Origin of the sequence: Jeotgalibacillus salarius, from assembly GCF_004405125.1 — a bacterium.
Classification (GTDB): domain Bacteria; phylum Bacillota; class Bacilli; order Bacillales; family Jeotgalibacillaceae; genus Jeotgalibacillus; species Jeotgalibacillus salarius.
Window position 1 is genome coordinate 1 of the sequence record NZ_SORX01000011.1, and the last position, 24,912, is coordinate 24,912.

The window sequence follows — 24,912 nt, forward strand, 5'->3', positions numbered from 1 at the left end:
CGTCCGCGGAAAGCGAAGGAATGATCCGGCACGGCTTATGAAATTCAACAACCTGGCGGGAGGCACATGTACATGTGCCTCCCGCTTTAATTTTAATCATTAAGATTCTGTGTCTTCGCTTTCTTCAGCTGCCGGTTGTTCTTCAGGCTGTGAAAGAAAAGCTTCAAAGGTTGATGAAAGATCTTCATCTTTAATATCAATGTCCGCTTCTTTCATAAGATCCTGAATCATTGCACTTGCCTGTGTCTGGTCTGCTTTAGCAAGTTTCAAATCATGCTCAATCTCATCTTTCATTTCATCAAAGCCGGCGATTTCTGCTTCACGTGTTTCGGTTACTTCAATAATATGCCAGCCGAAACTTGATTCAATTGGCTCACTGATCACGTTTGGCTCAAGACTGAATGCTGCTTCTTCAAATGCAGGATCCATTTCTCCAGCGCTGAAAAATCCTAATTCGCCACCTGTTTCCTGTGCAGCTGGCTCAGTAGAATATTCCTTAGCCAGTTCAGCAAAATCAGCACCATCTTCCAGCTGTTGTTTTACTTCAAGTGCAGTTTCCTCATCTTGAACAAGTATGTGTCTTGCATTCACTTCTTTTTGCATTTGATCATATTTCTGCTGAACTTCTTCGTCGGTTACTTCAACGTCTTCAATTAAAGCTTTCTCCTGCAAACGATTTAATTTAATCGTGTCACGGAAAGTCTCTTCAGTATAACCCTGCTGAGACAGAATCATATCAAACTGTTCCTGGCCACCGTACTGTTCCTTCATCGCTTCAAGCTCAGCGTCCACTTCTTCTTCAGAAACTGAATATTTATCCTGAAGAATCTGTTCCAACACCATCATTTGAAGTGCCTGTTCTCCAACGGTTGTCTTCATTTCCTCATATAGTTCTTCTTTTGTAATGTCTCCGGCATTTGTTGAGACTACTACTTCACTTGCCTCTTCATCACTGCATGCTGCCAGCGCAGATACGCTTAGTGTTAATGAAACTGCTGCAATCCACTTTTTCATGTGTTTTCTCTCCTAACAATCTCTCTTTGGTGTGAAAATCTCCACTGCATACTATAACATATTTCCCCAATCCATTGTATTGTTTTCACAATCATTCCATTTTTAAAAAAGATATGTGTCCTGCCCATCCATTTCAGTAAGCAAATGAATACCATACATAAGAAAGGAGGGGTCTCCATGTCACATGGAAAAGGCGGAGGATTTGCGTTAATCGTAGTCCTGTTTATCCTCCTTGTTATTGTTGGAGCAGCCTGGTTATAAACAGAAATTAAAAGAAAGGGGGCAACATTCATGTCTCACGGACACGATAAAGGATACAACGGAGGATTCGCTCTATTAGTTGTACTATTCATCCTCCTAATCATCATCGGAAGCGCCTGGTTCTAAGAAAAGCGGAGGCAAGCGTTTAGGAGCGTATGTGATGGACTGAAGCGATTAAGATAAAGGAATCACGGTGAACGTAGTGAGCCGATGATGACTTATCGAAATGAGCTGAGGGAAGCGCACTAGCTCCTGCTTGCAGTAGCTGGACAAGAAGAAAAGTGTAAGGAGCTAGCGCCTGGAACTGGACAAAAGAAAAGCGCAGGCGAGCGCTTAGGGGCTTGTGAACAGAAAAGAGAGAGGCGGAAGCCTCTCTTTTTTGTCAACAAAAAAAGATGCCGGCAAGAGGGCACCTTTATCAGTTTACATATTTTCATAATCTTTACGCGTATAAAATCTCCACGTAAGAAGACAGAAGTAAAATCAAAATCAGAATATTAATTGTACGGAAGACTTTTGGCTGTCGCTCATTCGGAATTTCCTTCTGCACACAAAGTTTATTAGTCATTCGATTAATGGCGTAAATAATAAATACAGTAAATGCGATAAATAGTCCAATTACGGAAACCATGTTTCCCCCTCCTCGTCTCTAAGTAATACAATAACAAAAATCAGACATAATTAACAGAGTTAGCTGTCAATGATGTCTGATATACGTAATGCTAGATCCCTGGATACTGGGTTTCTTTGACTGGAATCAGGATTTCATACCCATCGTCATCCTCTTCAATGAATGCGCCTTTAGGTGATTTAAACAGAGAACGCGCATAAAGAAAGTCAACTAGACAAATGCCTGAGTGATAAGCAATTAAAATTGTAAAATAGTGCGCATATCCCTGAAATAGAGTTGCGCCATAAAAAAGAATCCCATTTAAAAACAAAAATGGTGATACGAGAGCAAGAATGAAAAACAATTTCGGAATTGGTTTATTCACTCTGACAGACATGATTGGTACGCAGAAAAATTGAAATCTGGTTTTCAACTGGATTAAACTTAAAAATCCCGCTAGCGGAAGTGTATGAAACACTTTGTGAAGCGGATATATTAATAGAAATCCGATGGTAAACCAAAGGAAATATTGATCATACATTGGTTGTTCGGAAATTAATTGTATACTCACATGTAAAAATGAAAAAACAGTCAGGACTAAAATTGCAGAAAGAAAAAAGATCCGGTAAAAGCCATACTGTTTTTTTACATTGATTGATTTCCAGCAATGCAACATGATCGCCTCCGTTCGTGACGATATTTTTTAAAAGTACAACACGTGAGATACTTTACTCTCATATGCAGGAAGTTGCAATAGGTAAATGCAAAAATTAATAATTTCTTTAGCAAAACAAAATCCTGTAAGGAAAAAGGGATGGAAAATCCTTTTTCCTTACAGGATTGAGCGCTGGAGATCAAGGAGAAGCAATCTGTTTGACGGGGTCTGCGGTTCTGCTTTTTTTAACTTTTCCTTCAACCTCTGAAAATTCGTTTTCTATATTATTGAATGATGTTTCGAAAATTTTCATGAAATCATCACCATAAATATTTTTAACAATGGCCATAACATCCATCATTTCAGGAAACTTACCATAGATTTCTCTGAGTGGGGAAGCCCCCTGAAAAACTGAATGCGTTTCGGGTGAATAATTTTCCATCAGTTCAAGAAGAAGATCGTCACCTTTTTCAGTCAATTTGATGTAAGTGTTTCTCTTATCATTCTCACGTTTTGAGAATTCAAGATAACCTCTTTCTTCAAGCTTTTTTGAAAAGTTGAAGGCAGTCGAAACATGCATTACACCGAACTTTGCTACATCAGAAATTGAAGCACCTTTGAGATGGTAAGCAATCCACAGAATATGATGTTCATTAATATTCAGGTCATACGGTTTGATCCAATTCTGCCAGTCCTTTTCAATTGCTTTCCACAATGCTTTACTCAGCTGTGCCATACGCTGGCTGAATATCATCGCCTCTTTCATCGAGTATAATTTCTCATCCATGCTGTACACCTTCTTTCATAAAAGATATTAGAGTAATAAGAATATTAGTTCAGTTTCAAACATTATAGCAATAAAGTAAAAATAAAAAAAGGTGTGAATAAATTAAATTTTCTAATAAAACAAGCTTAGCCGGTCATGAGCTGGCTTTCAGGCTGTTTAAAAATATTTAACATGTAATTGGTATGTTATTTCCAAAGAGTTTGAGAGATGGTTGACTGAAGATTAGATTGTGAAGATTTTTGTAAAGAGGAGGTAGAGCTATGCTGTTGATCGAATGTCTCGCTAACTGCAAGCAGAAGTATGATGAAGCGAAAAAAACAGCCCGCGGGCTGTTTTTTTAAGAAGTATGCTCAGGTTCTTTGCTATCCTGGTTAATTGTTTTCTCCAGTTCTTCCATTGTCGCCTGTATTGCTGAAAGCTCTTCCTGAAGATTATTAATTGCAGGATCTGCTTCACGCTTCCATGCCTGAATGGATTCTTTTAGTTCGGCGGCAACAACGCGAAGAGATTCTTTGCTTTCTTTTGAAGCATCAGCAATAGACTCTTTGACGATTTGAAGGTTCATTTGGAGTTCCAGCATATGTTCACGCCAATTATCTTTTGTGTTTCTGATTGTTCCCCGCAGTTCTTCCCCGGATTGCGGAGCCGTTATGAGTGAAGCCGCTGCTCCGGTAACCAGTCCCACAGCTAAGCCAAGTGAAAATTGTTTGAAATTCATCCCAACCACATCCCTTTTTGTATTTGTATTCTTATTGTATAAAGTAATTCATAAACTGTCCAAAGTATTCCCGACAGGAGGATTCATTTTATGCTGACATTGAAAGTGATTTTAATCGTATGTACGCTGTCTTTTTGTATACTGTTTATAAAATTCCTGTCAGATTCAATTAAACGTACCCTGTATCCCCCAAAAAGAAGGAAAGTCAGGAGAGTATTGGTCAGCGGTGGAATTATAATCCTACTCTTCATTTTAACCTATTTACTCTGGATATAAACATGCATCAGCGTTTATTAAAATATAAAGACTAGGGCTCATGGTTACATGAAAAAAGCTGCCCCTCATTTAAGGGAACAGCTTTTACAGGTTCAGGCAGCTGATTCGATCAGACTTGACCGTCTCATGATTGCCTGTGCCACAGGGTACATAACAGCCATTAATACACCATTTACAACAATTGCAGGAACAACTGCAGAAAGTGCAAGTGCCATAATTGGACCAGGAAGCCCAACAAGAATTGCGGCTGATCCGAGGAAAATGGTTCCTGAAATCAGTGTGCCAACTGCTGCGAGTATTCCAGCGCCGGCAGGCTTAACTGCAAACTTTCCTGCAAGAAGAATGATCCCGTAAAAGGCAAGTGCTGTAATTGGCTTATCAATCACATTCGGCAGAAAACCGCCTGGAAATGTTGTAGTAAGACCTGATAAAATACCTGTAGCAAGGCCGATCAGTAAAGCATTTTTAAAACCGGGAAATAATAGAATACCAAGAAACATCATTAATAATGACATATCAGGCTTCATTGTCAGTGCCCCCGGAATTAATAAGTGTAATGCTGTACCCATCCCTGCAAAAAGTGCTAATGCTACGAGTGTTCTCGTGTTCATAACTCATCTCTCCTAAGCTAAACTAATTTTTTCCTGACATGTCCTCATGACTGCCAGCGAAAATTAGACTTATTATAGCACGCTTAAAACATATTTCCTACTAATTAATTTTTGCTGCAATTGCAGCAGCCATCTCACTGCGCTGTTCGTTTGAATAGTCATCGGTATGTACTTCCCAGACAGGCTTGAAGCCGTCTTCATCGCCATGACGCGGAAGGATATGAAGGTGATAATGGAAGACACTCTGACCAGCAAATTCACCGTTATTATTAAGCAGATTTACACCTTTAAGGTTATAGGTATCTTTCATTGCATTGGCAATCTTAGGTACAACAGAAAACAGATTTGCTGCAATTTCAGGCGTCAATTCATGAAGGTCTTTTTTATGTGTTTTAGGAATCACCAGTGTATGTCCTTTTGTTACCTGACTGATATCAAGAAAAGCAAAGACATGTTCATCCTCATAGACTTTTGCTGAAGGAATTTCACCATTAATGATCTTACAAAAAATGCAGTCACTCATATTCTTCATCCTTTCTGAATTAAATTAAGTTTATTCTACCATAGTGAGTCGTTTATTATGCTACAATGCTGTCATTATATAGTTAATAAGAGATTGATCATGCGGAATTCAAAAACCACCGTACATGATGCAAATATCCACGAAGATGAAAGGGAGAAAAAGATGTCACTATTAGAAATCAGGGATTTGACCGGAGGCTATACGAGACGTCCGGTGTTAGAAGATATCAGCCTGGAAATGGAGCCCGGTAAAATCGTTGGGTTAATTGGACTGAACGGAGCAGGTAAGAGTACCACCATCAAACATATTATTGGCCTGATGGAGCCACACAAAGGAACTGTGGCGATTAATGGCATGCAGCTCAAACAGAATGCAGATGAATACAGAAAGCAGTTTTCCTATATACCGGAGGCACCAATTCTTTACGATGAATTAACACTTGAAGAGCATTTAAAATTGACCGCAATGGCTTATGGTATTGCGGAAAAGGAGTACGAGCAGCGCGTTCCGGAACTATTAAAGAAATTTCGGATGGAAGGAAAGCTGAAATGGTTTCCTGCACATTTTTCTAAAGGGATGAAGCAAAAGGTAATGATTATGTGCGCGTTTTTGATTAATCCGAGCCTGTATATTATTGACGAGCCGTTTGTTGGATTGGATCCGCTGGCCATTCAATCGCTACTCGATTTAATGGAAGAAATGAAATCAGGTGGTGCAGGTATTCTGATGTCAACGCATATTCTGGCGACAGCTGAGCGTTACTGTGATTCATTTATCATTCTCCACGAAGGACAGATCAGAGCACAGGGATCACTCGAAACACTCAGAGAAGAATTTACTATGCCTGGCGCAACACTTGATGATATTTATATTCAGCTGACAAAGGAAGAGACTAATGAAAAACATTCATAACCTTTGGGTATCCAGGCTGTCTGAATATCAAAAAGAGCTTCAGAAGTATATGCGCTATATTTTTAATGGACATCTGATGTTTGTACTGATCTTTGCTGTTGGCGGTGGGGGATATGTTTATAGTAACTGGATCAGAACGCTGGATGAAACTTTTCCTGCAGCCATTTTAATCGCTGCAGTTTTGGGACTCGCCGTCACAATGAGTCCGGTTTATACCTACTTACAAGAGCCTGATAAAGTATATTTGACACCTCTCGAAGGACAGATGAAAAGATACTTTACGAATGCACTGGTTTCCAGCTTTCTATTCCAGTCATATATCGTCTTAGTATTACTTGCTGCAGCTATGCCTTTATACGCACAGACTACAGGCGCTGCATTCACTGGCTTCTTCTGGTTGTTAGGCATTGTACTCGCTTTAAAAGTATGGAACCTGATCATGAGGTGGGTGATTTTAAAATATCAGGAGCCGTTCAATCATTACATTGATCTGGGTATCAGATTGCTGTTAAATATCCTGTTTCTGTGGAGTGTATTTGCTGATGTGCTAGTGTGGCTGCCGATTGTCATCGGACTGATTCTGGCAGGGTATATGGCTGCATTCATACGAATAACAAAAGAGAAATCGTTAAAGTGGGAGCTGCTCATTGATCTTGAAAATGCAAGACTTCACCGCTTTTACCGATTTGCGAATATGTTTACAGACGTTCCGCATTTAAAAGGACAGGCTAAACGCAGAAAGTGGATGGATCCATTTTTGAAAACGCCGGACCTGAATCCTGAAAATACATACAGCTATCTGTATACGAGAACGTTTTTGCGTTCTGATGAATATTTTGGCTTATGGGTCAGACTTACAGTCATATCGGGAGTCATTATAGGCGGAGCGGATAATCTGTGGCTGAAAGTGATCACAGCATTGTTATTCCTTTACCTGACGGGTTTTCAGCTGATTCCGCTATTAAAGAAGCACGAGCTTAAAATCTGGCCGGACTTATATCCTATTCAGTCAGGTTATCGTCATCAGTCATTTAAAAAGCTGTTAACTAAAATATTGATCGTTCAGGGAGCTGTGTTTACAGTTATTAATCTGGTGAAACTTGATTTGTATGGAGCAGGATTGACAGCTGCAGCATCAATCGCTTTTGTTATCGCGTTCGTTTCACTTTACGTGCCTGCACAGATAAAAAAACATCATATTAAGTAATTTGAACTTAAGAAAGCTGACCCTTACCATGCAGGCTGTGTTTTTCGCGGACGAACGTTCAGGCAAGGGCAGAAAAAAGCTGCCCGGGTCTTTCTCCATCGTTTTTTCGTAGGCGTCTCCGCTCCTCACTTCAAGGGACAGCTGGTTTAATGAAATGAGCATTCGATTTTAACTGGAGTGTATAAAAAATTTGTGTCTATAAACATGAAAAAATCCGTTGATCCTTTTAACTAGGAGTAATCAACGGATTTTTTTATGATAGATATTTCTACATTGTCCTTGTTCTAAATTATTTTAATCATGCTTCTTCATGGTAGTTAATCGCTGCACTTCCAAGCGTTTTCGCTGCGATCAGCATGGCTTTTTCGTTAATATCAAATTTAGGATGGTGATGTGGATAAGGGTTATCTACACCTTCAGGCTTAGCACCAGTAAAAAAGAATGTACCGGGACGGTGCTCAAGGTAATAAGCGAAGTCCTCTCCGCCCATTTGCATCTCGCTTTCCTCGATGGTCACACCAGGAATTTGTGCAGCCTGTTTTACAAGGTAGTCTGTTTCTTTCGCGTGGTTCACTACAGCAGGATAACCTCTGAAATAGTTATATTCATACGTGCAGTCCGCTGACAGGCATGTACCTTCTGTGACGCGTCCGATTTCTTTTTCAACGAGATCGCGTACTTCAGGTGCAAATGTTCTGGCCGTACCAATTAATTTTGCGGAATCTGCAATCACATTAAATGCGTTCTCTGCTATAAATGAAGCAACCGTCACAACAGCCGATTCAACCGGATTAACGCGTCGCGCAACAACCTGCTGAAGGGATGTGACCAGCTGTGAACCGGCTAAGAGAGCATCTTTTGTTTTATGAGGCTGCGCTCCATGACCGCCTGCACCCTGAATGTTGATTTCAAAACGATCCGCTGCTGCCATAAACGGTCCTGTTCTATACTGAATTTTCCCGGTTTCTTCAGTTGCCCATAAGTGCGTACCGAAAACGGCGTCGACTCCTTCAAGGCATCCCGCTTCTATCATCTCAATGGCACCACCTGGCGCATACTCCTCGGCATGCTGATGAATCATGACAAATGTTCCATGGAGTTCGTCTTTTATTGTGTGAAGTGCTTTTGCAAGGTGCAGTAGAGTTGACGTGTGACCGTCATGTCCGCATGCATGCATTTTATTTGGAATGGTAGATTTATAAGGAACGTCTTTTTCATCCTGGATGGGCAAAGCATCGAAATCAGCTCTTAATGCTACTGTTTTCCCGGGTTTTCCACCTTTAATTACAGCAGTTACGCCATTGCCTCCGACACCGGTTTTGACTTCAATACCAAGTTCTTTATAAAATGCCTCAATAAGTGCAGGCGTTTCTTTTTCTTCAAATGACAGCTCCGGGTTCTGATGGAGATGGCGACGTAATGCGACCATGTCATCGTAATATGAATCTAATATGGAAAAAAGCTTTTCATTCATATGTATTCTCCTTTCAATGGCTGTTTCTGATGAATCAGTATACCACGCGGGTTAAATTTTTTCACTCTTTTGACTAATCAGTTCTTGCTTTATAATGAAAGCAGGGAGGAGGGGATGATCTTGAAGAAATGGTTTTACCCACTCGCAGCAGTTACTTTTGCAGCGGCGGTTTTGATGATAGCTAATTTTGATAATGGCTTGTTTGACATTGATCAATTCGGTTTTGAGTTTTTTGGTGGATTGGACTTTTTATTGTTTTTCAGATTTCTGGGAGAAGAATGGTTTCTTGCGATCATCAGTATAGCGGCTGTCCTTTATTTGTGGTTCAGACGCAACCATTATCTCGGCATGCTGATCGTTTTATTTGCTGTCGGAGGCGGGAATTATTTGAATAAATTTATGCAAACGCTGATTGAACGACCGCGGCCCGGCAGCCAGGAAGATGGTTTTAGTTTTCCCAGTGGCCACGCAATGGTCACGATCATTGCAGCGGTTGTTCTGATCTATCTGATCACAGAAAAATCTGGAGATGCAGCAGGTCAGGCGTTAATGTTTGCAGTTGGCATATTAATCTCAGTGCTGGCCGGCCTCAGCAGACTCCCTGAAGAAGCACATTATTTTACTGACGTCATTGGCGGATGGCTTCTTGGTTACACCTACGCCATTGTCTGTCTCCTTGTATACGAATATTTAATGAAACGGCGTATTTCTTCTCATATAAATGAATGAATATAAAAACGGAGGCTTCATTTCGAAGACCTCCGTTTTTATATTCATTTTACTGTTCAGTATGCCCAACGTATTTCGTCACAAATGATGAACGCGGGAACATTGTTTTCTGATGGTCAATTCCTTCAGAAGTGCCGCGTTTTTCGTGAGCTTTATTGTAAGACTGAGAGTTCTGCCACTCTTTAAAAGAGTCTTCGTCAGTCCACTGCGTAAGCACGACGTAAGTATCAGAATTAACTGGTCTCAGTACGCGGATCGCCATAAATCCGGGTTCTTCCTCAATCAGACCTGCGCGGTTTTTGAAGCGGTGTTCAAAAACCGGTCTGCCTTCATCAGATACAGGGATGTTATTAAATACGAAAAAGCCGTTTTCAGTCAGTTGACCTGACTCATCAAACACTTCATACTTTCTCGGTTCATTAAAAAGCGTTTCGCTTTCAGTTTCATGAATCAGCAGCGCTGTGTCTTCACCCTGCATTTGAATCAGTGTGTCATTCGGATTTTCCTCCTGGAACTTATGTAAAAAGTCCGGTGTCCCAAAAGTCATATAAATCTTTTTCATCACAATTCCTCCTTAAAGTTACTCGTCAATTCAAATATCATTATGATCAGCCTGGGCTACAATTATATTTATACCCTTTTTAAGTACTCTTAACCACTGCAAGCGCTTTTCTATCATATGAAAAGAGGAGAATTTATGACATTTACCTGCGTCTGGTATACACTTAAAAGGAAAAGGTCTATAGTTAAAATCGAACTGAATGATCGAAGAAATACGGCGGGTTTTAGTATATAGGACCCTGCATTTGAAACAGCATATTTGAAAGGTGGAACAGACTCATTATGAGTGCATTTAACGATACGTTTTTACGTGCAGCAAGAGGGCAGGAAGTGTCACATACACCTGTCTGGTATATGAGGCAGGCGGGCCGTTCCCAGCCTGAATACCGCGCAATTAAAGAAAAATATTCATTGTTTGAAATTACGCATCAGCCGGAATTGTGTGCATATGTGACAAGGCTCCCGGTAGAAAATTACGGGGTGGATGCAGCTGTCCTTTATAAAGATATTATGACGCCATTACCTGCAATCGGTGTGGACGTTGAAATTAAATCAGGCATCGGTCCGGTGATTGATAACCCGATCCGTTCGGTAAAAGATATAGAAAAGCTTGGAATGATTGAGCCTGAACAGGACATTCCTTATGTACTTGATACGATTAAATTACTGACGACTGAACAGTTGAATGTACCATTGATCGGTTTTGGTGGTGCACCGTTTACATTGGCAAGTTACATGATTGAAGGCGGTCCATCAAAAAACTATCACAAAACGAAAGCATTTATGTATCAGGAACCCGTTGCCTGGCATGCATTAATGGACAAGCTTGCAGTTATGACGATTCGCTATACAACCGCTCAGGTTAAGGCAGGAGCGGGCACAATCCAGCTGTTTGATTCATGGGTTGGAACACTTAATGTTGAGGATTACCGCACATATATCAAACCTCATATGGAAAAGATTTTTGCTGCATTAAAAGAACTGAACATCCCATTAATTATGCACGGTGTAGGTGCAGCACATCTTGTTAAAGACTGGAATGATCTGCCGCTTGATGTTGTAGGTCTTGACTGGAGATGTTCAATTGAAGAAGCACGTGCCAACGGCGTGACAAAAACAGTACAGGGTAACCTTGATCCTTCTCTATTGCTATGTGACTGGGACATCATCGAAAAACATGTTAAACCGATCCTCGATGCAGGGATGAAGCACCCGGGTCATATTTTCAACCTTGGTCACGGTGTATTTCCTGAAGTACAGCCTGAAACCCTTAAAAGACTAACGGCATTCGTTCAGCAATACTCTGCGCGATAACACATTTATAAAGCAGATAAATGGCAGCACGATGTTCTTTTTTGCTAAAACATGATAGAGAAGCACAAAAATTGCTAATGAGGTGGAATTGACATGTCAAAGAAAAAAATGGGCCTGCTCGTAATGGCTTATGGAACTCCATATTCTGAAGACGATTTGGAACGGTATTATACGCATATCCGCCGTGGAAGAAAGCCGTCTGAGGAATTACTTGAAGATTTAAGAGACCGTTACAAAGCAATCGGTGGCATTTCCCCGCTTGCCCGTATAACTGAAGAACAGGCAAACGCACTGACTTCACGTCTGAATGAAGTACAGGATGATATTGAATTTGTGATGTATCTTGGCTTGAAACACATCGAACCATTCGTGGAAGACGCTGTAGATGAGATGAAAAAAGACGGAATTGAAGAAGCTGTTTCAATCGTACTGGCACCACATTTCTCATCTTATAGCGTGAAATCATACAACAAACGTGCAAAAGACCGTGCAGAAGAGATTGGCGGACCATCTATTACATCAATTGAAAGCTGGTACGATGAGCCGAAATTTATTCAATACTGGTCTGAAAAAGTACAGGAGACTTTCAGCAGTATGACTGAAGAACAGAGAAATAAAGCAGTTCTGATAGTGTCTGCGCACAGCCTTCCGGAAAAGATCCTGGCTGGCGGAGATCCGTATCCTGATCAATTGAAAGAAACGGCAGATATGATTGCCAAACAGGCAGGCGTGGAGCATTATGAAATCGGATGGCAGAGTGAAGGAAACACACCTGATCCATGGATCGGACCTGACGTTCAGGACTTAACAAAAGACCTTCACGAGCAGCACGGTTACACAACTTTTGTCTACACACCGGTAGGGTTTGTATCTGATCACCTTGAAGTACTTTTTGACAATGACTACGAGTGCAAAGTGGTAACAGATGAAATCGGCGCAGATTACTTCCGTCCGGAAATGCCAAACACGCAGCCATTGTTTATTGATGCAATGACAGATAAGGTCTTAAAGACTTTAGGTTAATTCATGCTTGTCCTATAGGGACGGTTCATGTGAAAATCCAGTTTACAGAAAGTGATGGTTACTGTGACACAGTCAAAGCGAAAAATCGTCATTGTTGGCGGGGGGATTACAGGTCTTGCCGCTGCATTTCGAGCACAGGAAAAAATTAATCATGAACAGTTGGACGCAGAGATCACAATTGTAGAAGCGAACCATCGTCTTGGCGGTAAGATTCAAACTGTTGTTCAGGACGGATTTGTGATTGAGCGTGGTCCGGATTCATTCCTGGAGCGCAAGATCAGTATGGGACGCTTAATTAAAGATGTAGGATTAGAGGACAAACTGGTTCCGAATGCTACCGGGCAGGCATTTATTTTAGTAAATGATAAATTGCATCCTATGCCGGGCGGCGCCATTATGGGGATCCCAACGCAAATTAAACCTTTTATGGTGACGGATCTTATCTCACTAACAGGTAAGCTGCGGGCAGCAGGTGATTTTGTCCTGCCAAAATCAGACCATCAGCGTGATCAATCACTCGGTACATTCTTCAGAAGAAGACTTGGGAATGAGGTCGTGGAGAACCTGATTGAGCCGCTGCTTTCAGGTATTTATGCCGGTGATATCGACCAGATCAGTCTCCAGTCAACTTTTCCACAGTATGGCAAACTTGAGCAGGAGCACAGAAGCCTGATTGCAGGAATGAAAAAAACGTCTCCTGCTGCAAACAGAAAGCCCGGAGACAAAAAGAAAAGCATGTTTTTAACTTTGTCTACAGGACTTGAATCACTTGTTGACCAGCTCGAAACGATGCTAGGAGACTGCGAGATTGTAAAAGGTACGAGAGTTGAATCAATTCGCAGAGGTGAGCGGTATCGGCTATCTTTGAATAGTGGGGCAGTAATCGAAGCAGACAGTGTTATTTTCACAGTTCCACATTTTACAGCCGGCTCCGTTTTTTCAGAGACTGAACTTCTTAATGAAATAGAAGATATTCCTGCCACATCAGTAGCGACAGTGGCAATGGCTTTTAATAAGGAAGAAGTCGAGGATATTCTTGATGGAACAGGTTTCGTCGTATCGAGAAACAGTGATTATACAATCACAGCATGTACATGGACGCATAATAAATGGCCGCATACTGTACCGGATGGAAAAGTACTCCTGAGATGTTATGTAGGGCGTGCCGGAGATGAAACGGTCGTCGATTTGTCTGATGATCAGATTGAAAGAATTGTGCTCGATGATCTGAATAAAATTATCAAGGTTAAGAGCAAGCCTGCCTTCACAATCGTAACGCGGTGGAAAAAATCAATGCCTCAGTATACAGTTGGCCACAGAGAAAGAATGGCGAATGTAAGAGCTGAGCTTGAAAAAAGTTTCCCGGGGGTATACCTTGCCGGCGCTTCATATGATGGGATTGGACTGCCTGACTGTATTGACCAGGGGGAAGCAGCTGCTTATAAAGCACTTAACTTTATCACACAATAAAAAAAGCGCCCTCGGCGCTTTTTTTCATTAGATCATTGAGTTCCTGCACATTTGCTGCATACAGTTGTGTAAGCTTCAGCTTGCTCTTCCATATGTTCTCCACAAGATGCACATTTCTTTGGCGGCAGGTTTCTGAAAAATTCCATTACGTTTTCAAGCATATTCATCAGCCTCTCTTTGTGTTTTGTTATAGTACTAATTACTTGTTATATGTATTGTATTATAACAGAGTGATTAAAGTCAAGGAATATTCTGAAAAAAAGAAGATAAGTGAAAAGAAAATTTATTTGAAGTATAGTTAAATGGTGAAAACGTGTACAGAGGAGGCATTTGGCATGCAGATAACGACAGTAGGTTTTTGGGGAGGCTATCCCGGAAAAGGAGAAGCGAGTACCGGTTATTTAATAGAAGAAGATAGTTTTAAGCTGTTACTTGATTGTGGCAGCGGTGTACTAGCACAGCTTCAGCGCTACATATCGCCTGAGGAACTGGATGCAATGCTCATCACTCACTATCATGCAGATCATACAGCAGATATTGGTGTCTTACACCATGCGTTATTAATTCAGCATTTTTTACAGGAAAAAGATTTTCATGTAAAAGCATACGGTCATACTGAAGATCAGTCAGGGTTTGATTCTCTTCAATATAAAAATTTAATGAGCAGTGAGCCTTACCACCCTGATCAGACGTTGAAGGCAGGCCCATTTTCGATTACTTTTCTAAAAACAATCCATCCGGTCCCATGTTATGCTGTACGTATCGAGAGCGAATCCGGGACAATGGTATTTACAGCTGACTCGGCCTATCAGGATGAATTTATTTCATTTGCTGAGAATGCCGACCTGCTTATAGCGGAATCCAACTTTTATAAAGGTATGGATGCAGCGTCTGCAGGACATATGACCAGTACAGAAGCTGCGCATATTGCTGACCAGGCGAAAGTAAAAACGCTAATGCTGAGCCACCTTCCGCATTTCGGGGATTTGAATCAGCTGCTCGGAGAAGCGAAGGAAGTTTTTAACGGTGAAACGCTGCTTGCTTCATCAGGATTAACGATTACATATCAAGGAGGAAAATCAAATGTTATTTATCGATAATAAAGGTATTACGGATCCAAAAATTAATCTGGCAATTGAAGAATATGCGCTGAAAAACCTGAATGTAGAAGAAGAGTCTTACTTGCTGTTCTATATTAATAAACCATCAATTATCATTGGAAAAAACCAGAATACAATTGAAGAAATCAATACTGATTACGTTGAAAAAAATAATATTCAGATTGTCCGTCGTCTTTCTGGCGGAGGAGCTGTGTATCATGATCTTGGAAACTTGAACTTCAGCTTTCTTACTAAAGATGACGGAGAAAGTTTTCACAACTTCAAGAAGTTCACTGAGCCAGTTGTGGATGCGCTGAAACAGATCGGTGTACCAGCTGAACTAAAAGGGAGAAACGACCTTCTAGTAGGAGAAAGAAAAATTTCAGGTAACGCTCAGTTCTCTACTAAGGGCAGAATGTTCAGTCACGGCACGCTGATGTTTGATTCTGAAATTGATCATGTCGTATCTTCTTTGAAAGTAAGAAAAGATAAAATTGAATCTAAAGGAATCAAATCAATCAGAAGCCGCGTAGCAAACATCTCTGAATTTTTAGAAGAAAAGGTAACGATTGAAGAGTTTAAACAGCTGATTCTTCGCCACATTTTTGGAAGTGAAGAAGAGATTAAAGAATATGTTCTTACTGAAGACGATTGGAATAAGATTCATAAACTGTCTGAACAGCGCTATCAGCAGTGGGAATGGAATTTTGGTAAGTCACCGAAATTTAACCTGCAGCATTCACACCGATTCCCTGCTGGCAGCATCGATGTTCGCCTGGATGTGGAAAAAGGCAGCATTGAAAACTGCAAAATCTACGGTGACTTTTTCGGTGTAGGTGATGTAAGTGAAATTGAAGAAAAGATTGTTGGCACGCGATATGAGAGGGCTGAGATCGATAAAGCACTTGAAGGTGTGGACCTGAAGCATTATTTTGGTAATGTGGATCGTGAAGAGTTTATTGATCTTTTATATTAATAGAATGAGATGGCTGGGACAACACTGCTTGTCTCAGTTTTTTTATTTGGTAACATTCTTGGTATTAATTTGTCTGACAGGCAGGTGATTCAATTAATGCTGGAGGTGAAACAATTAAGAGAAGAGATCAACCAATTATCAGGCTCATACATTCGGGATGTTTAATTATGACCGGGGATGATGCAATTAGCCTGAGGGATGAACCAATTATTTTCAACCATGAACCAATTATAATCTGTGGTGATACAAAAGATCACCGGACACTTTACCAGGCTAACAATCAGTTACATATAATCATCTCTAAATAGCTTTTATATGAATTTGCCTTAAATGAAAGCGTTATCTTGATAACAAGACTTTACTCCGTTATAATTATTAAGAATATTCGCTTCTTTGTGAATTTTAATGAATGATGATTCATTCACAACTGCGGATTTGTAACCAGACTTAAACAAAGGGGATGGATTAATTGAATTTATCAGTTCGTTTACAGGAAGCTGCTGAGCAGTTTTCCGGAAAAACAGCCTATCATTTTTTAGATCAGTCAGCTACATACGCTGAACTGAACGGTGCCGTTAATAAAATGGCGAACTTTTTTGAGAGTATTGGGATCAAAAAAGGGGACCATGTCGGGTTGCTGCTGGGTAATTCACCACACTTCATCATTGCGATGTATGCAGCGCTTCGAACAGGGGCAACTGTCATTCCGATTAACCCGATTTATACACCTGACGAAATTGCCTATATCATTCGCGATGGTGATGTGAAAGCTGTCGTGGCACTTGATCTGTTGTTGCCTTTAATTGAAAAGGCTCATGCTGCGCTGCCATCAGTTGCACACTACGTGGTGTGTGAAACGGAGCAGGGAACTGCTGAAAAACTTGCAGCATTACCTGAAGAAGTCCAGGGGAAAGTAACTGCTTTTACACAGGCGATGAGTAATCAGCAGCCTGTCTATAAAGGACCTGAACTGATTGAGGATGATACTGCGATCATTCTTTATACTTCAGGTACAACAGGAAAACCAAAAGGGGCTATGCTTTCTCACAAAAATGTTTATTCAAATGCAAAGGATGTAGCGGAATATTTAAACATCACCGGCGAAGACCGTGTGGTGACGACACTGCCGATGTTTCATGTATTCGCTTTAACAGTCGTACTGAATGCACCTTTAATTAACGGTGGTACGCTGCTGATCGTTCCAAGGTTCAGTCCTAAAGATGTTTTTGATGTTGTGGAAAAATACAAGGCAACTGTATTTGCAGGTGTGCCGACAATGTACAATTTCCTTCTTCAATATCCTGAAGCCAACAGCAACAGCTTTGAAAGTGTACGTCTGTGTATTTCGGGTGGAGCATCTATGCCAGTTGCACTGCTTGAAAATTTTGAACAAAAATTCAACGTGAGAGTATCAGAAGGATACGGACTATCAGAAGCTTCACCGGTTACGTGCTTTAACCCGTTAGATCGCGACCGGAAAGCCGGTTCAATTGGCACGTCTATCACAAATGTTGATAACAAAGTTGTCAATGAGCTTGGTGAAGAACTGCCTCCGGGCGAAGTTGGTGAATTAATCGTTAAAGGACCTAATGTGATGAAGGGCTATTACAAGATGCCTGAAGAAACTGAAGTAACGATTCGTGACGGATGGTTATTCACGGGTGATCTTGCGAAAAAAGATGACGAAGGCTACTTTTATATCGTTGACCGTAAGAAAGATATGGTTATTGTAGGTGGATACAACGTTTATCCGCGTGAAGTGGAAGAAGTGCTTTACACGCATGAATCTGTTGTTGAAGCAGCCGTAGTCGGTGTGCCTGATATGAACTTCGGGGAAGCAGTACATGCTTTTGTTGTATTGAAAGATAAAGCAGTTTCGAAAGAGGACATTCAATCATTCTGTACACAAAAACTTGCCAAATATAAAGTGCCGACACTGATTGAATTTATAGAAGAACTGCCTAAAAATACAACAGGTAAAATCCTGAGAAGAGCACTTCGTGACCAGGTAAAACAGTCTTAAACGGAAGAATTTAAAAAACGTGCCGGAGCTCAGCCGGCACGTTTTTTAAATATTAGGTTTCTTGTATCCTGAAAAGAATCTCAGCAGTAAATTAAACGGGAAGAGAATCGGATAACCGGCCACGTCAGCTTTTCTTAAAAAATCAATAAATGAGAGCTTTACCTGGCGCTGTTGCTGAATCTTTTCTTTATTCCCGCGAACGGTCACTCTGTAACCATCCTCTAAACCTTCAAGCTTAGCTTCAAAAGGTCCTTTCGAGCCGTTGTATTCACGTTCAGTTTTCGGTTGTTCAATCATTTACTTCACTCCTCATAGTCTGTCTGGATTTTTTTTGATAGAGCTTTCACTCTCATTAACCCAATTAAAGTAAGAATACCTGCGCTGCCTGCGATGATCCATTCTTCAAGAAATACCGCTCCATTTAGTGAAATAAAAGGAATCAGCGTAATATACACAGTTTCACGGCGTCTGCCTGTCAGGTCTGTCAGCCGGCTTTCTTTCCTTTTGAACGATTCCATCGATCTTCTGTAGCGTTTGGGTTCTTCAAGCGCATCAAGTATTTTTGAGGGGGCAGAAAGGTAAGGCTGTATCGTTCGCAGCACTGACTGCCACGTATTTCCCTCACCCCCGCGGTCAGCCGCCCAACGTACAATGGTCGGTCGTGCCATTTCAATAAAGTCAGCTTCCGGATAAATGGTATAAATGACACCTGTGAAAGTGGAGAGTGCTCTGCCAAAGAATGCAAACTCTGTTGGAAGCTGAATTGGCTGCGTACGGACAATTTCCTGAATGTCTTCGAGCAGTTTTTCCATCATCATGCTTTCGCCATCCTGCCAGTCGCCACTTTTATACACTGCCACAACTCTTTCTACGATTTCCTGCAAAATATCGCGGTCAGCAGCAGGAAGAAGAAATTTCATGTCTTCTAGAGCGCCAACAACCTCGCCGTATCGCTCGAAAATAATGCCTTCCACTGCTCTTTGTACAGCTTCGGCATCATTTTTGCGAATGACGCCAACCATACCGAAATCTATCAGCACAATTGTACCGTCAGGCTTAATCAGTATGTTACCGCCATGCGGATCTGCGTGAAACATACCTTCATTTAACAGCTGATCTACAAATAACAGCAGCAGTCTTTCTGCCAGATCTTCTCTATTTAAATGGTGTTTGTCAAGAAAGGTAAGATCAGTGATTTTTGATCCTTCTATCCATTCCATAACGAGCACGCGGCGGGTCGTATACTCTTCATAATATCTTGGTACAACGACACCTTCTGTATCCTTAAAACGTTCGCCGAAAGCCACGCCATTCTGCAGCTCTTTTTTAAAGTTGAGCTCATCTCCTATGACTGAGACCATTTCACCATACAGTGCATTTAAGTCAGCCTGTTTGCCAAAACTGGTGAATTTCTTAGCGAGCCAGATCACAATTTTCATTGCCTTGAAATCGGTTCTGATAATGTAATCGATGCCCGGCCTCTGGACTTTTATCGCAACAGAATCACCGTTATGAAGCCATGCATGATATACATCCCCAATTGATGCAGATGCAATCGGCTTTTCTGAAATTTTGTGCACCATGCTGCCATAGTCCGTGTTCCATTCTTCTTCGATGACCTGTTTCGCTTTTTCCCAGGGGACCGGGGGAACTCTGTCGGTTAAACCTTCAAGCTCCAGAATAAACGAGCGGGGCATAATGTCTGCTCTTGTTGACAGAAACTGCCCGACTTTAATCATCAGTCCCTCGAGTTTCAATGCGGTCTGTTTATATTCTCTGGCCTGCTTCCCTGCGAGATCCGACCACTTTTTCTCAACAGATGGATCCCATCGTCCGCGGTATCTGCGGTTGAAGAAATATACCTGGAGGAAAAACTTAACGGCCATCGTTACAATTTTATAAATACGGTAAGCAGCTACTTTTTTCGTTGCAAACACCTTCTCTCTTGCCTTCAATCAGCTAGTTACAGTTTACCACGCGGAACTGAATCTAAACGGATATGAATGTGCACGAAACCGGAACGAATGCTACAATATGTAAATGAAAAGGCTTACATAATTTGAGGAGGTTTCAGTCATGGAGACAATACAGTTAGAACAGAGAAATGGAGTGGCAACAATTACGTTGAACCGTCCTGAGGCGATGAATGCTTTTAATTATCAGATGCTGTCAGAACTCGGTCAGACTGCTGAAGCACTGCGGATTAATTCGGATGTTAGAGTGGTGGTGATCCGCGGGGCAGGAGATAAAGCTTTTAGCGTAGGTGCGGATTTAAAAGAAAGAAAAACGCTGACAGACCAGCAGGTGAAGCGGAACATTTATAAGATCGGGGAAGTGTTCAGTGCGATTGAAGGGCTTCCTCAGCCTGTCATCGCTGAAATAAACGGGCATGCTTTCGGCGGGGGAATGGAGCTTGCATTAGCGTGTGATTTCCGTGTAGCTGACAGGGAGGCGAAAATGGGGTTGACTGAAACAAGTCTCGCGATTATTCCGGGAGCAGGAGGAACCCAGCGTTTGCCGCGAGTGATTGGTGAAGCAAAGGCAATGGAGCTGATTCTGACTGCAAAGCGGTTTACAGGAGAAGAAGCTTATGGATACGGTCTTTTGACAAAAGCCGTCGAAAAAGCAGCATTGCATGATGAAGTGATGTCGTTAGCAGAAGCCATGCTTGCAAACGGACCGATTGCTCTACAACAGGCAAAATATGCGATCAAAGCAGGGATGAATGCTGATCTCCAAACAGGATTGAAGATTGAGAGAAAAGCATATGAGATGACAATTCCGACAGAAGACAGAGTGGAGGCGCTGATTGCTTTTTCTGAAAAGCGAAAGCCTGAATTCAAAGGGAAATAGACAGCAAAGAAGAGTGGCAAGGTTCACTCTTCTTTTTTTGCGCTTCAGTTAAAGGAATCAGCATTTTGCTGGCTGTATGTATGTGTATAATGTAGTAAAATGAACATGTTGTATTTTTTGTAAAATGACCGAAGCTTTAAGGGAAAGGGGTACATACATGCAAATGGCTGCGGTAAGTGAACAAAAATCAGGATTCAGAGCAGGCCTCAAAGCAGGGGTCAGTATAGCAGTAGGCTATTTGCCGGTTGCCCTCACGTTTGGCCTGCTGGCAAAAACAACCGGGCTGTCACTTTTTGAAGCGGTGCTGATGAGTCTTGTTGTCTTCGCAGGTGCTGCACAGTATATTTCGCTGTCACTCATTGCAGCAGGAGCGGGTGCTGCTGTCATTATTTTTAATACATTCATTGTGAACATCCGTCATTTTCTCATGTCTGCTTCGTTAAATGAAAAAATGGAGCCGGAATCGCGGGCTAAAAAGTCATTATATGCTTTCGGTCTGACAGACGAAACATTTACAGTCATTGCCACACGGGAAGGTAAAACATCCACCGGCTTTGCATTTGGCGTCATGCTGATTGCATATGGGAGCTGGGTTGTGAATACAGGAATCGGGCATGTGATCGGTGCAAGCCTGCCGGAATTTCTGCAGCAGGCAATGGCGATTGCCTTGTATGCGATGTTTGTCGGTTTACTTGTCCCGTCACTGAAGAAAGAAATGAAGGTGGCTTATCTGGCAGGAATCGCTGCACTTCTGAACAGTGCATTTACGATGTCTGGCTTATTGGATACTGGATGGGCAATCGCTGTCTCTACTTTGATATCTGCAATGGCAGTTGAAGCGGTCACTGTTTTAAGAAAGGGGACTGAGCTGGAATGAATATGGTTCTTGTCATTATCGGAATGGCGATTGTCACATATATCCCGCGTGTGCTTCCACTGACCTTTCTTGAAGGAAAAGAGCTGCCACCGTTTCTGCAGGGCGTTTTAAAGAACATTCCTTATGCGGTTCTTGGCGCACTGATTTTCCCTGGCATTCTGTTTATTCAGCCGGATGATATCTGGTTCGGCATAGCCGGAGCAGCTGCTGCTTTTGTGCTTGCTTTTCTCGGAGCGGATGTCATGATCGTGGTACTTGGATCTATTGTGTTTTTGTCAGTGTATATGCTGATGGGCTCCTGATCGATTAATTCCGCTTAAACAGGGAAAAGAAAGAGTAATATTTGACCCTTTCGTTTTTGGAGGAGAAGGAAATGTTAATTGAGAGAATGAAATATGCCGGGACCCGTTTTTTTAAGGAAGGCTATTATGATCATGCTGCGCAGACAGCTTACTATTTTATGCTGTCATTGTTCCCTTTCCTTATCATGGTTGTCTCAAGCACAAGCTTTTTACCGTTCTCGTCGTCAGATCTGATTGCAGTGATCAGACCTTATGCGCCACCCGAGACTTACGGATTAATCGAAACGAACTTAACCACGATTCTTGATTCCGGACAGGGGACAGTGATTTCGATCAGTTTCCTCTCAACAATGTGGCTGGCTTCTATGGCGATTCAGTCGCTTGTCCGTTCCCTCACTGATATATATAAGATTAAAAGACGTGAGAGTTATATAAAAGGATTGTTCAGTGATTTCTTTCTGACAATCGGGTTTGCATTGATTTTACCACTGACGATTCTGATTCCTATTATAGAAAACGTTGTTCAAAGAATTGCTGAGGAGACATTCCTGTTTGACGCTGAATGGCTTGTCATCTGGACGCCCCTCAGATGGGGAATCGGGACAATTATTTTATTTGTCTTTTTCTGGGTACTATACAGACACTTGCCGAAACACGGCCTTTCATGGAAAGATGTTTTGCCCGGAGCTGTATTTGCGGTGATTTCATGGCAGCTGATCTCTGAGGGATTTTCACTCTTTGTCGGCTACGGTAATTACAGTCAGCTATACGGACAGCTCGCTTCAGTTGTTGTCATGATGATCTGGTTTTATCTGACAGCGGCTGTTCTATTGTTTGGTGCGCTTTTGAATGTTCACGGTAAGGAAGGTAAGGAAAGGGGAAGTGAATGATGTCTGCTGTCGTTTTATTTGATGGGGATTGTAATGTGTGTGACTGGAGTGTTCAGTTCATTATGAAGCATGACAGTGCGGGTCATTTTCACTTTGCATCGCTGCAGGGTGAAGTCGGACATAAGATGAGAAATACGTTTGATGTGCCTCCAATGATTGATTCTGTCCTTTTGATCGAAAATGACAGGTTATATATAAAATCTGACGCTGCGCTCAGGATCTGCCGTTCACTTGACGGCCCTGTTAATCTTCTTTCGATTCTACTTTTGGTGCCGCGGCCGGTACGTGACCTGGCATATGATTCTTTTGCAAGGAACAGATTTCACTGGTTTGGGAAAAAGCAGTCATGTAAACTGCCAACGCCAGAAGAAAGACGCAGACTGATTGATTAGTCTGCGTCTTTTTCATATACATCTTCAAGGAACAGATAGTCTTTTGATTTTTTGAGTGGAACTCTGTATTCACTGCAGTATTGCTCAAGGCGGTAATAAAGATCTTTTCCATCAAACTTGTAAAGTCGTATGGATCGGCCTTTGTGGGTTTTAATCAGAGCGGCTTTTGCTGCCCAGTTTTCACGTCTGAATTTGATCTGACTGATGTCTGAGTGGTTCAATTCTCTGGTGCGTATAGGCCATTTGATAAAATAGAGGCTGTAAATTAGCCTGGAATCCTGAATGGAGAATGAGTATTGAATGAATAATAAGGAAATATGATAGAGGATAAGTGCAATAAACGAAAAACGAAAAATGGGCTCATTCCAGGAAAAAATAAGAAAAGGTATCAGGCAGAGTGCCATTAAACTTATTTGAATACGTTCTGTTTGAGCTTTGTATGTGGATGAGCTCTGTTGAGTTTCTGCAGGTTCTGAATTTTGCATAACATCCTCCTGTAGATCAGTGTTGCTTCTATACTAACATAATTGGAAACTGGTGGAATATAAAAACGAAGGCATCTCAGCCTTCGTTTTTGTCGTTATGAATGGGTGTATAGTTTTTTGGTCTGAACTGATCTTTTAAAAGTTGAATGCTGAGGACAAGACAAAGCATGCCTGACAGCCATACGAGTCCTGCGACACCAAGCAGGAAATGTATCTGATCTGAAAGGTTTTCAATGGTAGAGTCACTGAATCCGCCTCTTAACCCCATCCAGAATACAATGTATGCGATGATAGTCAGTCCAAGATGGGCAGCCAGCCATAAAAATGCGGTTTTCATACGCGGTGCGCGTTTGATTGAAAAGAGTACAAATATAAGTGCTGCAAGAGTGGCTGCGACGAATCCCCATTCAATGATGAATAAAAATGTGTCGTTTAATTCTTCTCTTATCATACGGGTGCTCCTTATCATGAATTGTATAGGATAGTTCTATTATTCATGATCAGTGTGTTAAATGCCACTATGGAGGGGTGGCGATTTTATGACAAAAGTTGAACCCCCTGCATGATTGTTGCCTGTCTGCAGGGGGCTCAAGTACTACACACCGTGTGTATCCTCTAATGTATTTAATTCTGATGAAAACTTCATAAAAGCGTCTTGATCTTTGCTGTCTAACGCTTCGTTAATAGCTGTTACAAGCTGTTCTTTGCGATGACGGACCAAAATTTCATTCAGTACCATGTCTACGTAAATCTCCATCATCGTCATTTCACTGGATTGTTTCTGAGGGACGGTTGACTCATTCATAAACTCTGCGAACGATTTGTTGTTTTCCATCTTCATCACCTCTGCTACTTTTTTTCATTATAGA

Annotated in this window: 31 protein-coding genes; 16 read left to right on the forward strand and 15 right to left on the reverse strand. The window is 41.5% G+C overall.

Features of this window, described 5'->3' with window-relative positions; all coding sequences use genetic code 11:
- Positions 1–99: 99 nt before the first annotated feature.
- A complete protein-coding gene (locus E2626_RS14695; protein WP_134382548.1) occupies positions 100–1,014 on the reverse strand; it encodes a peptidylprolyl isomerase in 915 nt (304 codons plus the stop codon).
- Positions 1,015–1,191: 177 nt separating this feature from the next.
- On the opposite strand from E2626_RS14695, the gene E2626_RS14700 reads away from it, so the two are divergent.
- Entirely contained in the window at positions 1,192–1,275 is an 84-nt protein-coding gene (locus E2626_RS14700; protein WP_134382656.1) for a YjcZ family sporulation protein, read from the forward strand.
- 30 nt (positions 1,276–1,305) lie between these two features.
- Positions 1,306–1,401 (forward strand): YjcZ family sporulation protein, encoded by a 96-nt coding sequence (locus E2626_RS14705; protein WP_134382549.1) that lies wholly within the window; start codon positions 1,306–1,308, stop codon positions 1,399–1,401.
- A gap of 316 nt (positions 1,402–1,717) precedes the next feature.
- On the opposite strand, the gene E2626_RS14710 is transcribed toward E2626_RS14705, so the two are convergent.
- From E2626_RS14710 to E2626_RS14735, 6 genes are all read right to left on the reverse strand, one after another.
- The gene (locus E2626_RS14710) at positions 1,718–1,906 is read right to left on the reverse strand and encodes a hypothetical protein (protein ID WP_134382550.1); all 189 of its coding nucleotides are present in this window, start codon (positions 1,904–1,906) and stop codon (positions 1,718–1,720) included.
- Positions 1,907–1,997: 91 nt separating this feature from the next.
- On the reverse strand, positions 1,998–2,558 hold the full coding sequence (locus E2626_RS14715; RefSeq protein ID WP_134382551.1) for a DUF3267 domain-containing protein: 561 nt from the start codon (positions 2,556–2,558) through the stop codon (positions 1,998–2,000).
- Between the two features lie 181 nt (positions 2,559–2,739).
- Positions 2,740–3,327: an HTH-type transcriptional regulator Hpr gene (locus E2626_RS14720; protein ID WP_134382552.1), complete on the reverse strand. Its 588-nt coding sequence runs from the start codon at positions 3,325–3,327 to the stop codon at positions 2,740–2,742.
- A 337-nt stretch (positions 3,328–3,664) separates the two neighbouring features.
- A complete protein-coding gene (locus tag E2626_RS14725; protein WP_134382553.1) occupies positions 3,665–4,045 on the reverse strand; it encodes a YtxH domain-containing protein in 381 nt (126 codons plus the stop codon).
- A gap of 368 nt (positions 4,046–4,413) precedes the next feature.
- Positions 4,414–4,932, reverse strand: coding sequence for a tryptophan transporter (locus E2626_RS14730; RefSeq protein WP_134382554.1), 519 nt, complete (start codon positions 4,930–4,932; stop codon positions 4,414–4,416).
- A gap of 100 nt (positions 4,933–5,032) precedes the next feature.
- Positions 5,033–5,455 carry an HIT family protein gene (locus E2626_RS14735; protein WP_134382555.1) on the reverse strand — a complete coding sequence of 141 codons (423 nt, stop codon included), beginning with the start codon at positions 5,453–5,455 and terminating at the stop codon, positions 5,033–5,035.
- Between the two features lie 162 nt (positions 5,456–5,617).
- On the opposite strand from E2626_RS14735, the gene E2626_RS14740 reads away from it, so the two are divergent.
- Positions 5,618–6,367: an ABC transporter ATP-binding protein gene (locus tag E2626_RS14740; protein WP_134382658.1), complete on the forward strand. Its 750-nt coding sequence runs from the start codon at positions 5,618–5,620 to the stop codon at positions 6,365–6,367.
- Positions 6,351–7,574 carry an ABC transporter permease gene (locus E2626_RS14745; protein ID WP_134382556.1) on the forward strand — a complete coding sequence of 408 codons (1,224 nt, stop codon included), beginning with the start codon at positions 6,351–6,353 and terminating at the stop codon, positions 7,572–7,574. Before E2626_RS14740 ends, E2626_RS14745 begins: the two co-directional genes overlap by 17 nt.
- A 298-nt stretch (positions 7,575–7,872) precedes the next feature.
- Here E2626_RS14745 and E2626_RS14750 read toward each other — a convergent pair whose 3' ends face one another.
- Complete coding sequence (locus E2626_RS14750; protein ID WP_134382557.1) at positions 7,873–9,048, reverse strand: M20 family metallopeptidase; 1,176 nt, start codon at positions 9,046–9,048, stop codon at positions 7,873–7,875.
- A gap of 120 nt (positions 9,049–9,168) precedes the next feature.
- On the opposite strand from E2626_RS14750, the gene E2626_RS14755 reads away from it, so the two are divergent.
- Complete coding sequence (locus E2626_RS14755; RefSeq protein WP_166786843.1) at positions 9,169–9,777, forward strand: phosphatase PAP2 family protein; 609 nt, start codon at positions 9,169–9,171, stop codon at positions 9,775–9,777.
- A 49-nt stretch (positions 9,778–9,826) separates the two neighbouring features.
- Here the strand turns inward: E2626_RS14755 and E2626_RS14760 are convergent, their stop codons facing one another.
- Entirely contained in the window at positions 9,827–10,339 is a 513-nt protein-coding gene (locus E2626_RS14760) for an antibiotic biosynthesis monooxygenase family protein (RefSeq protein WP_134382559.1), read from the reverse strand.
- Positions 10,340–10,620: 281 nt separating this feature from the next.
- Here E2626_RS14760 and hemE point away from each other — a divergent pair, with 281 nt between their 5' ends.
- The 3 genes from hemE to hemY all read left to right on the forward strand — a co-directional run bounded on the left by hemE (position 10,621) and on the right by hemY (position 14,145).
- Positions 10,621–11,652, forward strand: a complete 1,032-nt coding sequence (gene hemE / locus E2626_RS14765; RefSeq protein WP_134382560.1) for a uroporphyrinogen decarboxylase — start codon at positions 10,621–10,623, stop codon at positions 11,650–11,652.
- A 93-nt stretch (positions 11,653–11,745) separates the two neighbouring features.
- Positions 11,746–12,675: a ferrochelatase gene (gene hemH, locus E2626_RS14770; protein WP_134382561.1), complete on the forward strand. Its 930-nt coding sequence runs from the start codon at positions 11,746–11,748 to the stop codon at positions 12,673–12,675.
- Between the two features lie 54 nt (positions 12,676–12,729).
- Complete coding sequence (gene hemY / locus E2626_RS14775; protein WP_424955139.1) at positions 12,730–14,145, forward strand: protoporphyrinogen oxidase; 1,416 nt, start codon at positions 12,730–12,732, stop codon at positions 14,143–14,145.
- Positions 14,146–14,177: 32 nt separating this feature from the next.
- Here the strand turns inward: hemY and yhfH are convergent, their stop codons facing one another.
- Positions 14,178–14,306 (reverse strand): protein YhfH, encoded by a 129-nt coding sequence (yhfH, locus tag E2626_RS14780; protein ID WP_082029158.1) that lies wholly within the window; start codon positions 14,304–14,306, stop codon positions 14,178–14,180.
- A 174-nt stretch (positions 14,307–14,480) separates the two neighbouring features.
- Between yhfH and E2626_RS14785 the strand changes: the two genes are divergently transcribed.
- The 3 genes from E2626_RS14785 to E2626_RS14795 all read left to right on the forward strand — a co-directional run bounded on the left by E2626_RS14785 (position 14,481) and on the right by E2626_RS14795 (position 18,244).
- Entirely contained in the window at positions 14,481–15,245 is a 765-nt protein-coding gene (locus E2626_RS14785) for an MBL fold metallo-hydrolase (protein ID WP_134382562.1), read from the forward strand.
- Positions 15,229–16,221 carry a lipoate--protein ligase gene (gene lplA, locus E2626_RS14790; RefSeq protein WP_134382563.1) on the forward strand — a complete coding sequence of 331 codons (993 nt, stop codon included), beginning with the start codon at positions 15,229–15,231 and terminating at the stop codon, positions 16,219–16,221. The genes E2626_RS14785 and lplA overlap by 17 nt, the downstream gene beginning before the upstream one ends.
- Positions 16,222–16,690: 469 nt before the next feature.
- Positions 16,691–18,244: a fatty acid--CoA ligase family protein gene (locus E2626_RS14795; protein ID WP_134382564.1), complete on the forward strand. Its 1,554-nt coding sequence runs from the start codon at positions 16,691–16,693 to the stop codon at positions 18,242–18,244.
- Positions 18,245–18,289: 45 nt separating this feature from the next.
- Here E2626_RS14795 and E2626_RS14800 read toward each other — a convergent pair whose 3' ends face one another.
- Complete coding sequence (locus E2626_RS14800) at positions 18,290–18,541, reverse strand: hypothetical protein (RefSeq protein ID WP_134382565.1); 252 nt, start codon at positions 18,539–18,541, stop codon at positions 18,290–18,292.
- A 5-nt stretch (positions 18,542–18,546) separates the two neighbouring features.
- On the reverse strand, positions 18,547–20,181 hold the full coding sequence (locus tag E2626_RS14805) for an ABC1 kinase family protein (RefSeq protein WP_166786844.1): 1,635 nt from the start codon (positions 20,179–20,181) through the stop codon (positions 18,547–18,549).
- Positions 20,182–20,320: 139 nt separating this feature from the next.
- Here E2626_RS14805 and E2626_RS14810 point away from each other — a divergent pair, with 139 nt between their 5' ends.
- The 5 genes from E2626_RS14810 (at position 20,321) to E2626_RS14830 (ending at position 23,558) form a co-directional block, all read left to right on the forward strand.
- A complete protein-coding gene (locus tag E2626_RS14810; protein WP_134382567.1) occupies positions 20,321–21,097 on the forward strand; it encodes an enoyl-CoA hydratase-related protein in 777 nt (258 codons plus the stop codon).
- Positions 21,098–21,254: 157 nt separating this feature from the next.
- A complete protein-coding gene (locus E2626_RS14815) occupies positions 21,255–21,974 on the forward strand; it encodes an AzlC family ABC transporter permease (protein WP_134382662.1) in 720 nt (239 codons plus the stop codon).
- Positions 21,971–22,276, forward strand: a complete 306-nt coding sequence (locus E2626_RS14820; RefSeq protein WP_134382568.1) for an AzlD domain-containing protein — start codon at positions 21,971–21,973, stop codon at positions 22,274–22,276. The genes E2626_RS14815 and E2626_RS14820 overlap by 4 nt, the downstream gene beginning before the upstream one ends.
- Before the next feature lie 71 nt (positions 22,277–22,347).
- On the forward strand, positions 22,348–23,166 hold the full coding sequence (locus E2626_RS14825; protein WP_134382569.1) for a YihY/virulence factor BrkB family protein: 819 nt from the start codon (positions 22,348–22,350) through the stop codon (positions 23,164–23,166).
- Positions 23,166–23,558, forward strand: coding sequence for a thiol-disulfide oxidoreductase DCC family protein (locus E2626_RS14830; RefSeq protein ID WP_134382570.1), 393 nt, complete (start codon positions 23,166–23,168; stop codon positions 23,556–23,558). Before E2626_RS14825 ends, E2626_RS14830 begins: the two co-directional genes overlap by 1 nt.
- Here the strand turns inward: E2626_RS14830 and E2626_RS17280 are convergent.
- The 3 genes from E2626_RS17280 to E2626_RS14845 all read right to left on the reverse strand — a co-directional run bounded on the left by E2626_RS17280 (position 23,555) and on the right by E2626_RS14845 (position 24,878).
- Complete coding sequence (locus E2626_RS17280) at positions 23,555–24,043, reverse strand: hypothetical protein (RefSeq protein ID WP_166786845.1); 489 nt, start codon at positions 24,041–24,043, stop codon at positions 23,555–23,557. The two genes, E2626_RS14830 and E2626_RS17280, sit on opposite strands and share 4 nt — an antisense overlap.
- Positions 24,044–24,119: 76 nt before the next feature.
- Positions 24,120–24,494 carry a hypothetical protein gene (locus E2626_RS14840; RefSeq protein ID WP_134382572.1) on the reverse strand — a complete coding sequence of 125 codons (375 nt, stop codon included), beginning with the start codon at positions 24,492–24,494 and terminating at the stop codon, positions 24,120–24,122.
- A gap of 144 nt (positions 24,495–24,638) precedes the next feature.
- Positions 24,639–24,878, reverse strand: a complete 240-nt coding sequence (locus E2626_RS14845; RefSeq protein ID WP_166786846.1) for an IDEAL domain-containing protein — start codon at positions 24,876–24,878, stop codon at positions 24,639–24,641.
- Between the last annotated feature and the right edge of the window lie 34 nt (positions 24,879–24,912).

Coding starts and splice junctions, on each gene's coding strand:
- E2626_RS14695 (WP_134382548.1), bottom strand. CDS start 1,014: ATGAAAAAGTGGATTGCAGCAGTTTCATTAACACTAAGCGTATCTGCG.
- E2626_RS14700 (WP_134382656.1), top strand. CDS start 1,192: ATGTCACATGGAAAAGGCGGAGGATTTGCGTTAATCGTAGTCCTGTTT.
- E2626_RS14705 (WP_134382549.1), top strand. CDS start 1,306: ATGTCTCACGGACACGATAAAGGATACAACGGAGGATTCGCTCTATTA.
- E2626_RS14710 (WP_134382550.1), bottom strand. CDS start 1,906: ATGGTTTCCGTAATTGGACTATTTATCGCATTTACTGTATTTATTATT.
- E2626_RS14720 (WP_134382552.1), bottom strand. CDS start 3,327: ATGGATGAGAAATTATACTCGATGAAAGAGGCGATGATATTCAGCCAG.
- E2626_RS14725 (WP_134382553.1), bottom strand. CDS start 4,045: ATGAATTTCAAACAATTTTCACTTGGCTTAGCTGTGGGACTGGTTACC.
- E2626_RS14730 (WP_134382554.1), bottom strand. CDS start 4,932: ATGAACACGAGAACACTCGTAGCATTAGCACTTTTTGCAGGGATGGGT.
- E2626_RS14735 (WP_134382555.1), bottom strand. CDS start 5,455: ATGAGTGACTGCATTTTTTGTAAGATCATTAATGGTGAAATTCCTTCA.
- E2626_RS14740 (WP_134382658.1), top strand. CDS start 5,618: ATGTCACTATTAGAAATCAGGGATTTGACCGGAGGCTATACGAGACGT.
- E2626_RS14745 (WP_134382556.1), top strand. CDS start 6,351: ATGAAAAACATTCATAACCTTTGGGTATCCAGGCTGTCTGAATATCAA.
- E2626_RS14750 (WP_134382557.1), bottom strand. CDS start 9,048: ATGAATGAAAAGCTTTTTTCCATATTAGATTCATATTACGATGACATG.
- E2626_RS14760 (WP_134382559.1), bottom strand. CDS start 10,339: ATGAAAAAGATTTATATGACTTTTGGGACACCGGACTTTTTACATAAG.
- hemE (WP_134382560.1), top strand. CDS start 10,621: ATGAGTGCATTTAACGATACGTTTTTACGTGCAGCAAGAGGGCAGGAA.
- hemH (WP_134382561.1), top strand. CDS start 11,746: ATGTCAAAGAAAAAAATGGGCCTGCTCGTAATGGCTTATGGAACTCCA.
- hemY (WP_424955139.1), top strand. CDS start 12,730: ATGGTTACTGTGACACAGTCAAAGCGAAAAATCGTCATTGTTGGCGGG.
- yhfH (WP_082029158.1), bottom strand. CDS start 14,306: ATGCTTGAAAACGTAATGGAATTTTTCAGAAACCTGCCGCCAAAGAAA.
- E2626_RS14785 (WP_134382562.1), top strand. CDS start 14,481: ATGCAGATAACGACAGTAGGTTTTTGGGGAGGCTATCCCGGAAAAGGA.
- lplA (WP_134382563.1), top strand. CDS start 15,229: ATGTTATTTATCGATAATAAAGGTATTACGGATCCAAAAATTAATCTG.
- E2626_RS14800 (WP_134382565.1), bottom strand. CDS start 18,541: ATGATTGAACAACCGAAAACTGAACGTGAATACAACGGCTCGAAAGGA.
- E2626_RS14810 (WP_134382567.1), top strand. CDS start 20,321: ATGGAGACAATACAGTTAGAACAGAGAAATGGAGTGGCAACAATTACG.
- E2626_RS14815 (WP_134382662.1), top strand. CDS start 21,255: ATGCAAATGGCTGCGGTAAGTGAACAAAAATCAGGATTCAGAGCAGGC.
- E2626_RS14820 (WP_134382568.1), top strand. CDS start 21,971: ATGAATATGGTTCTTGTCATTATCGGAATGGCGATTGTCACATATATC.
- E2626_RS14825 (WP_134382569.1), top strand. CDS start 22,348: ATGTTAATTGAGAGAATGAAATATGCCGGGACCCGTTTTTTTAAGGAA.
- E2626_RS14830 (WP_134382570.1), top strand. CDS start 23,166: ATGTCTGCTGTCGTTTTATTTGATGGGGATTGTAATGTGTGTGACTGG.
- E2626_RS17280 (WP_166786845.1), bottom strand. CDS start 24,043: ATGCAAAATTCAGAACCTGCAGAAACTCAACAGAGCTCATCCACATAC.
- E2626_RS14840 (WP_134382572.1), bottom strand. CDS start 24,494: ATGATAAGAGAAGAATTAAACGACACATTTTTATTCATCATTGAATGG.
- E2626_RS14845 (WP_166786846.1), bottom strand. CDS start 24,878: ATGGAAAACAACAAATCGTTCGCAGAGTTTATGAATGAGTCAACCGTC.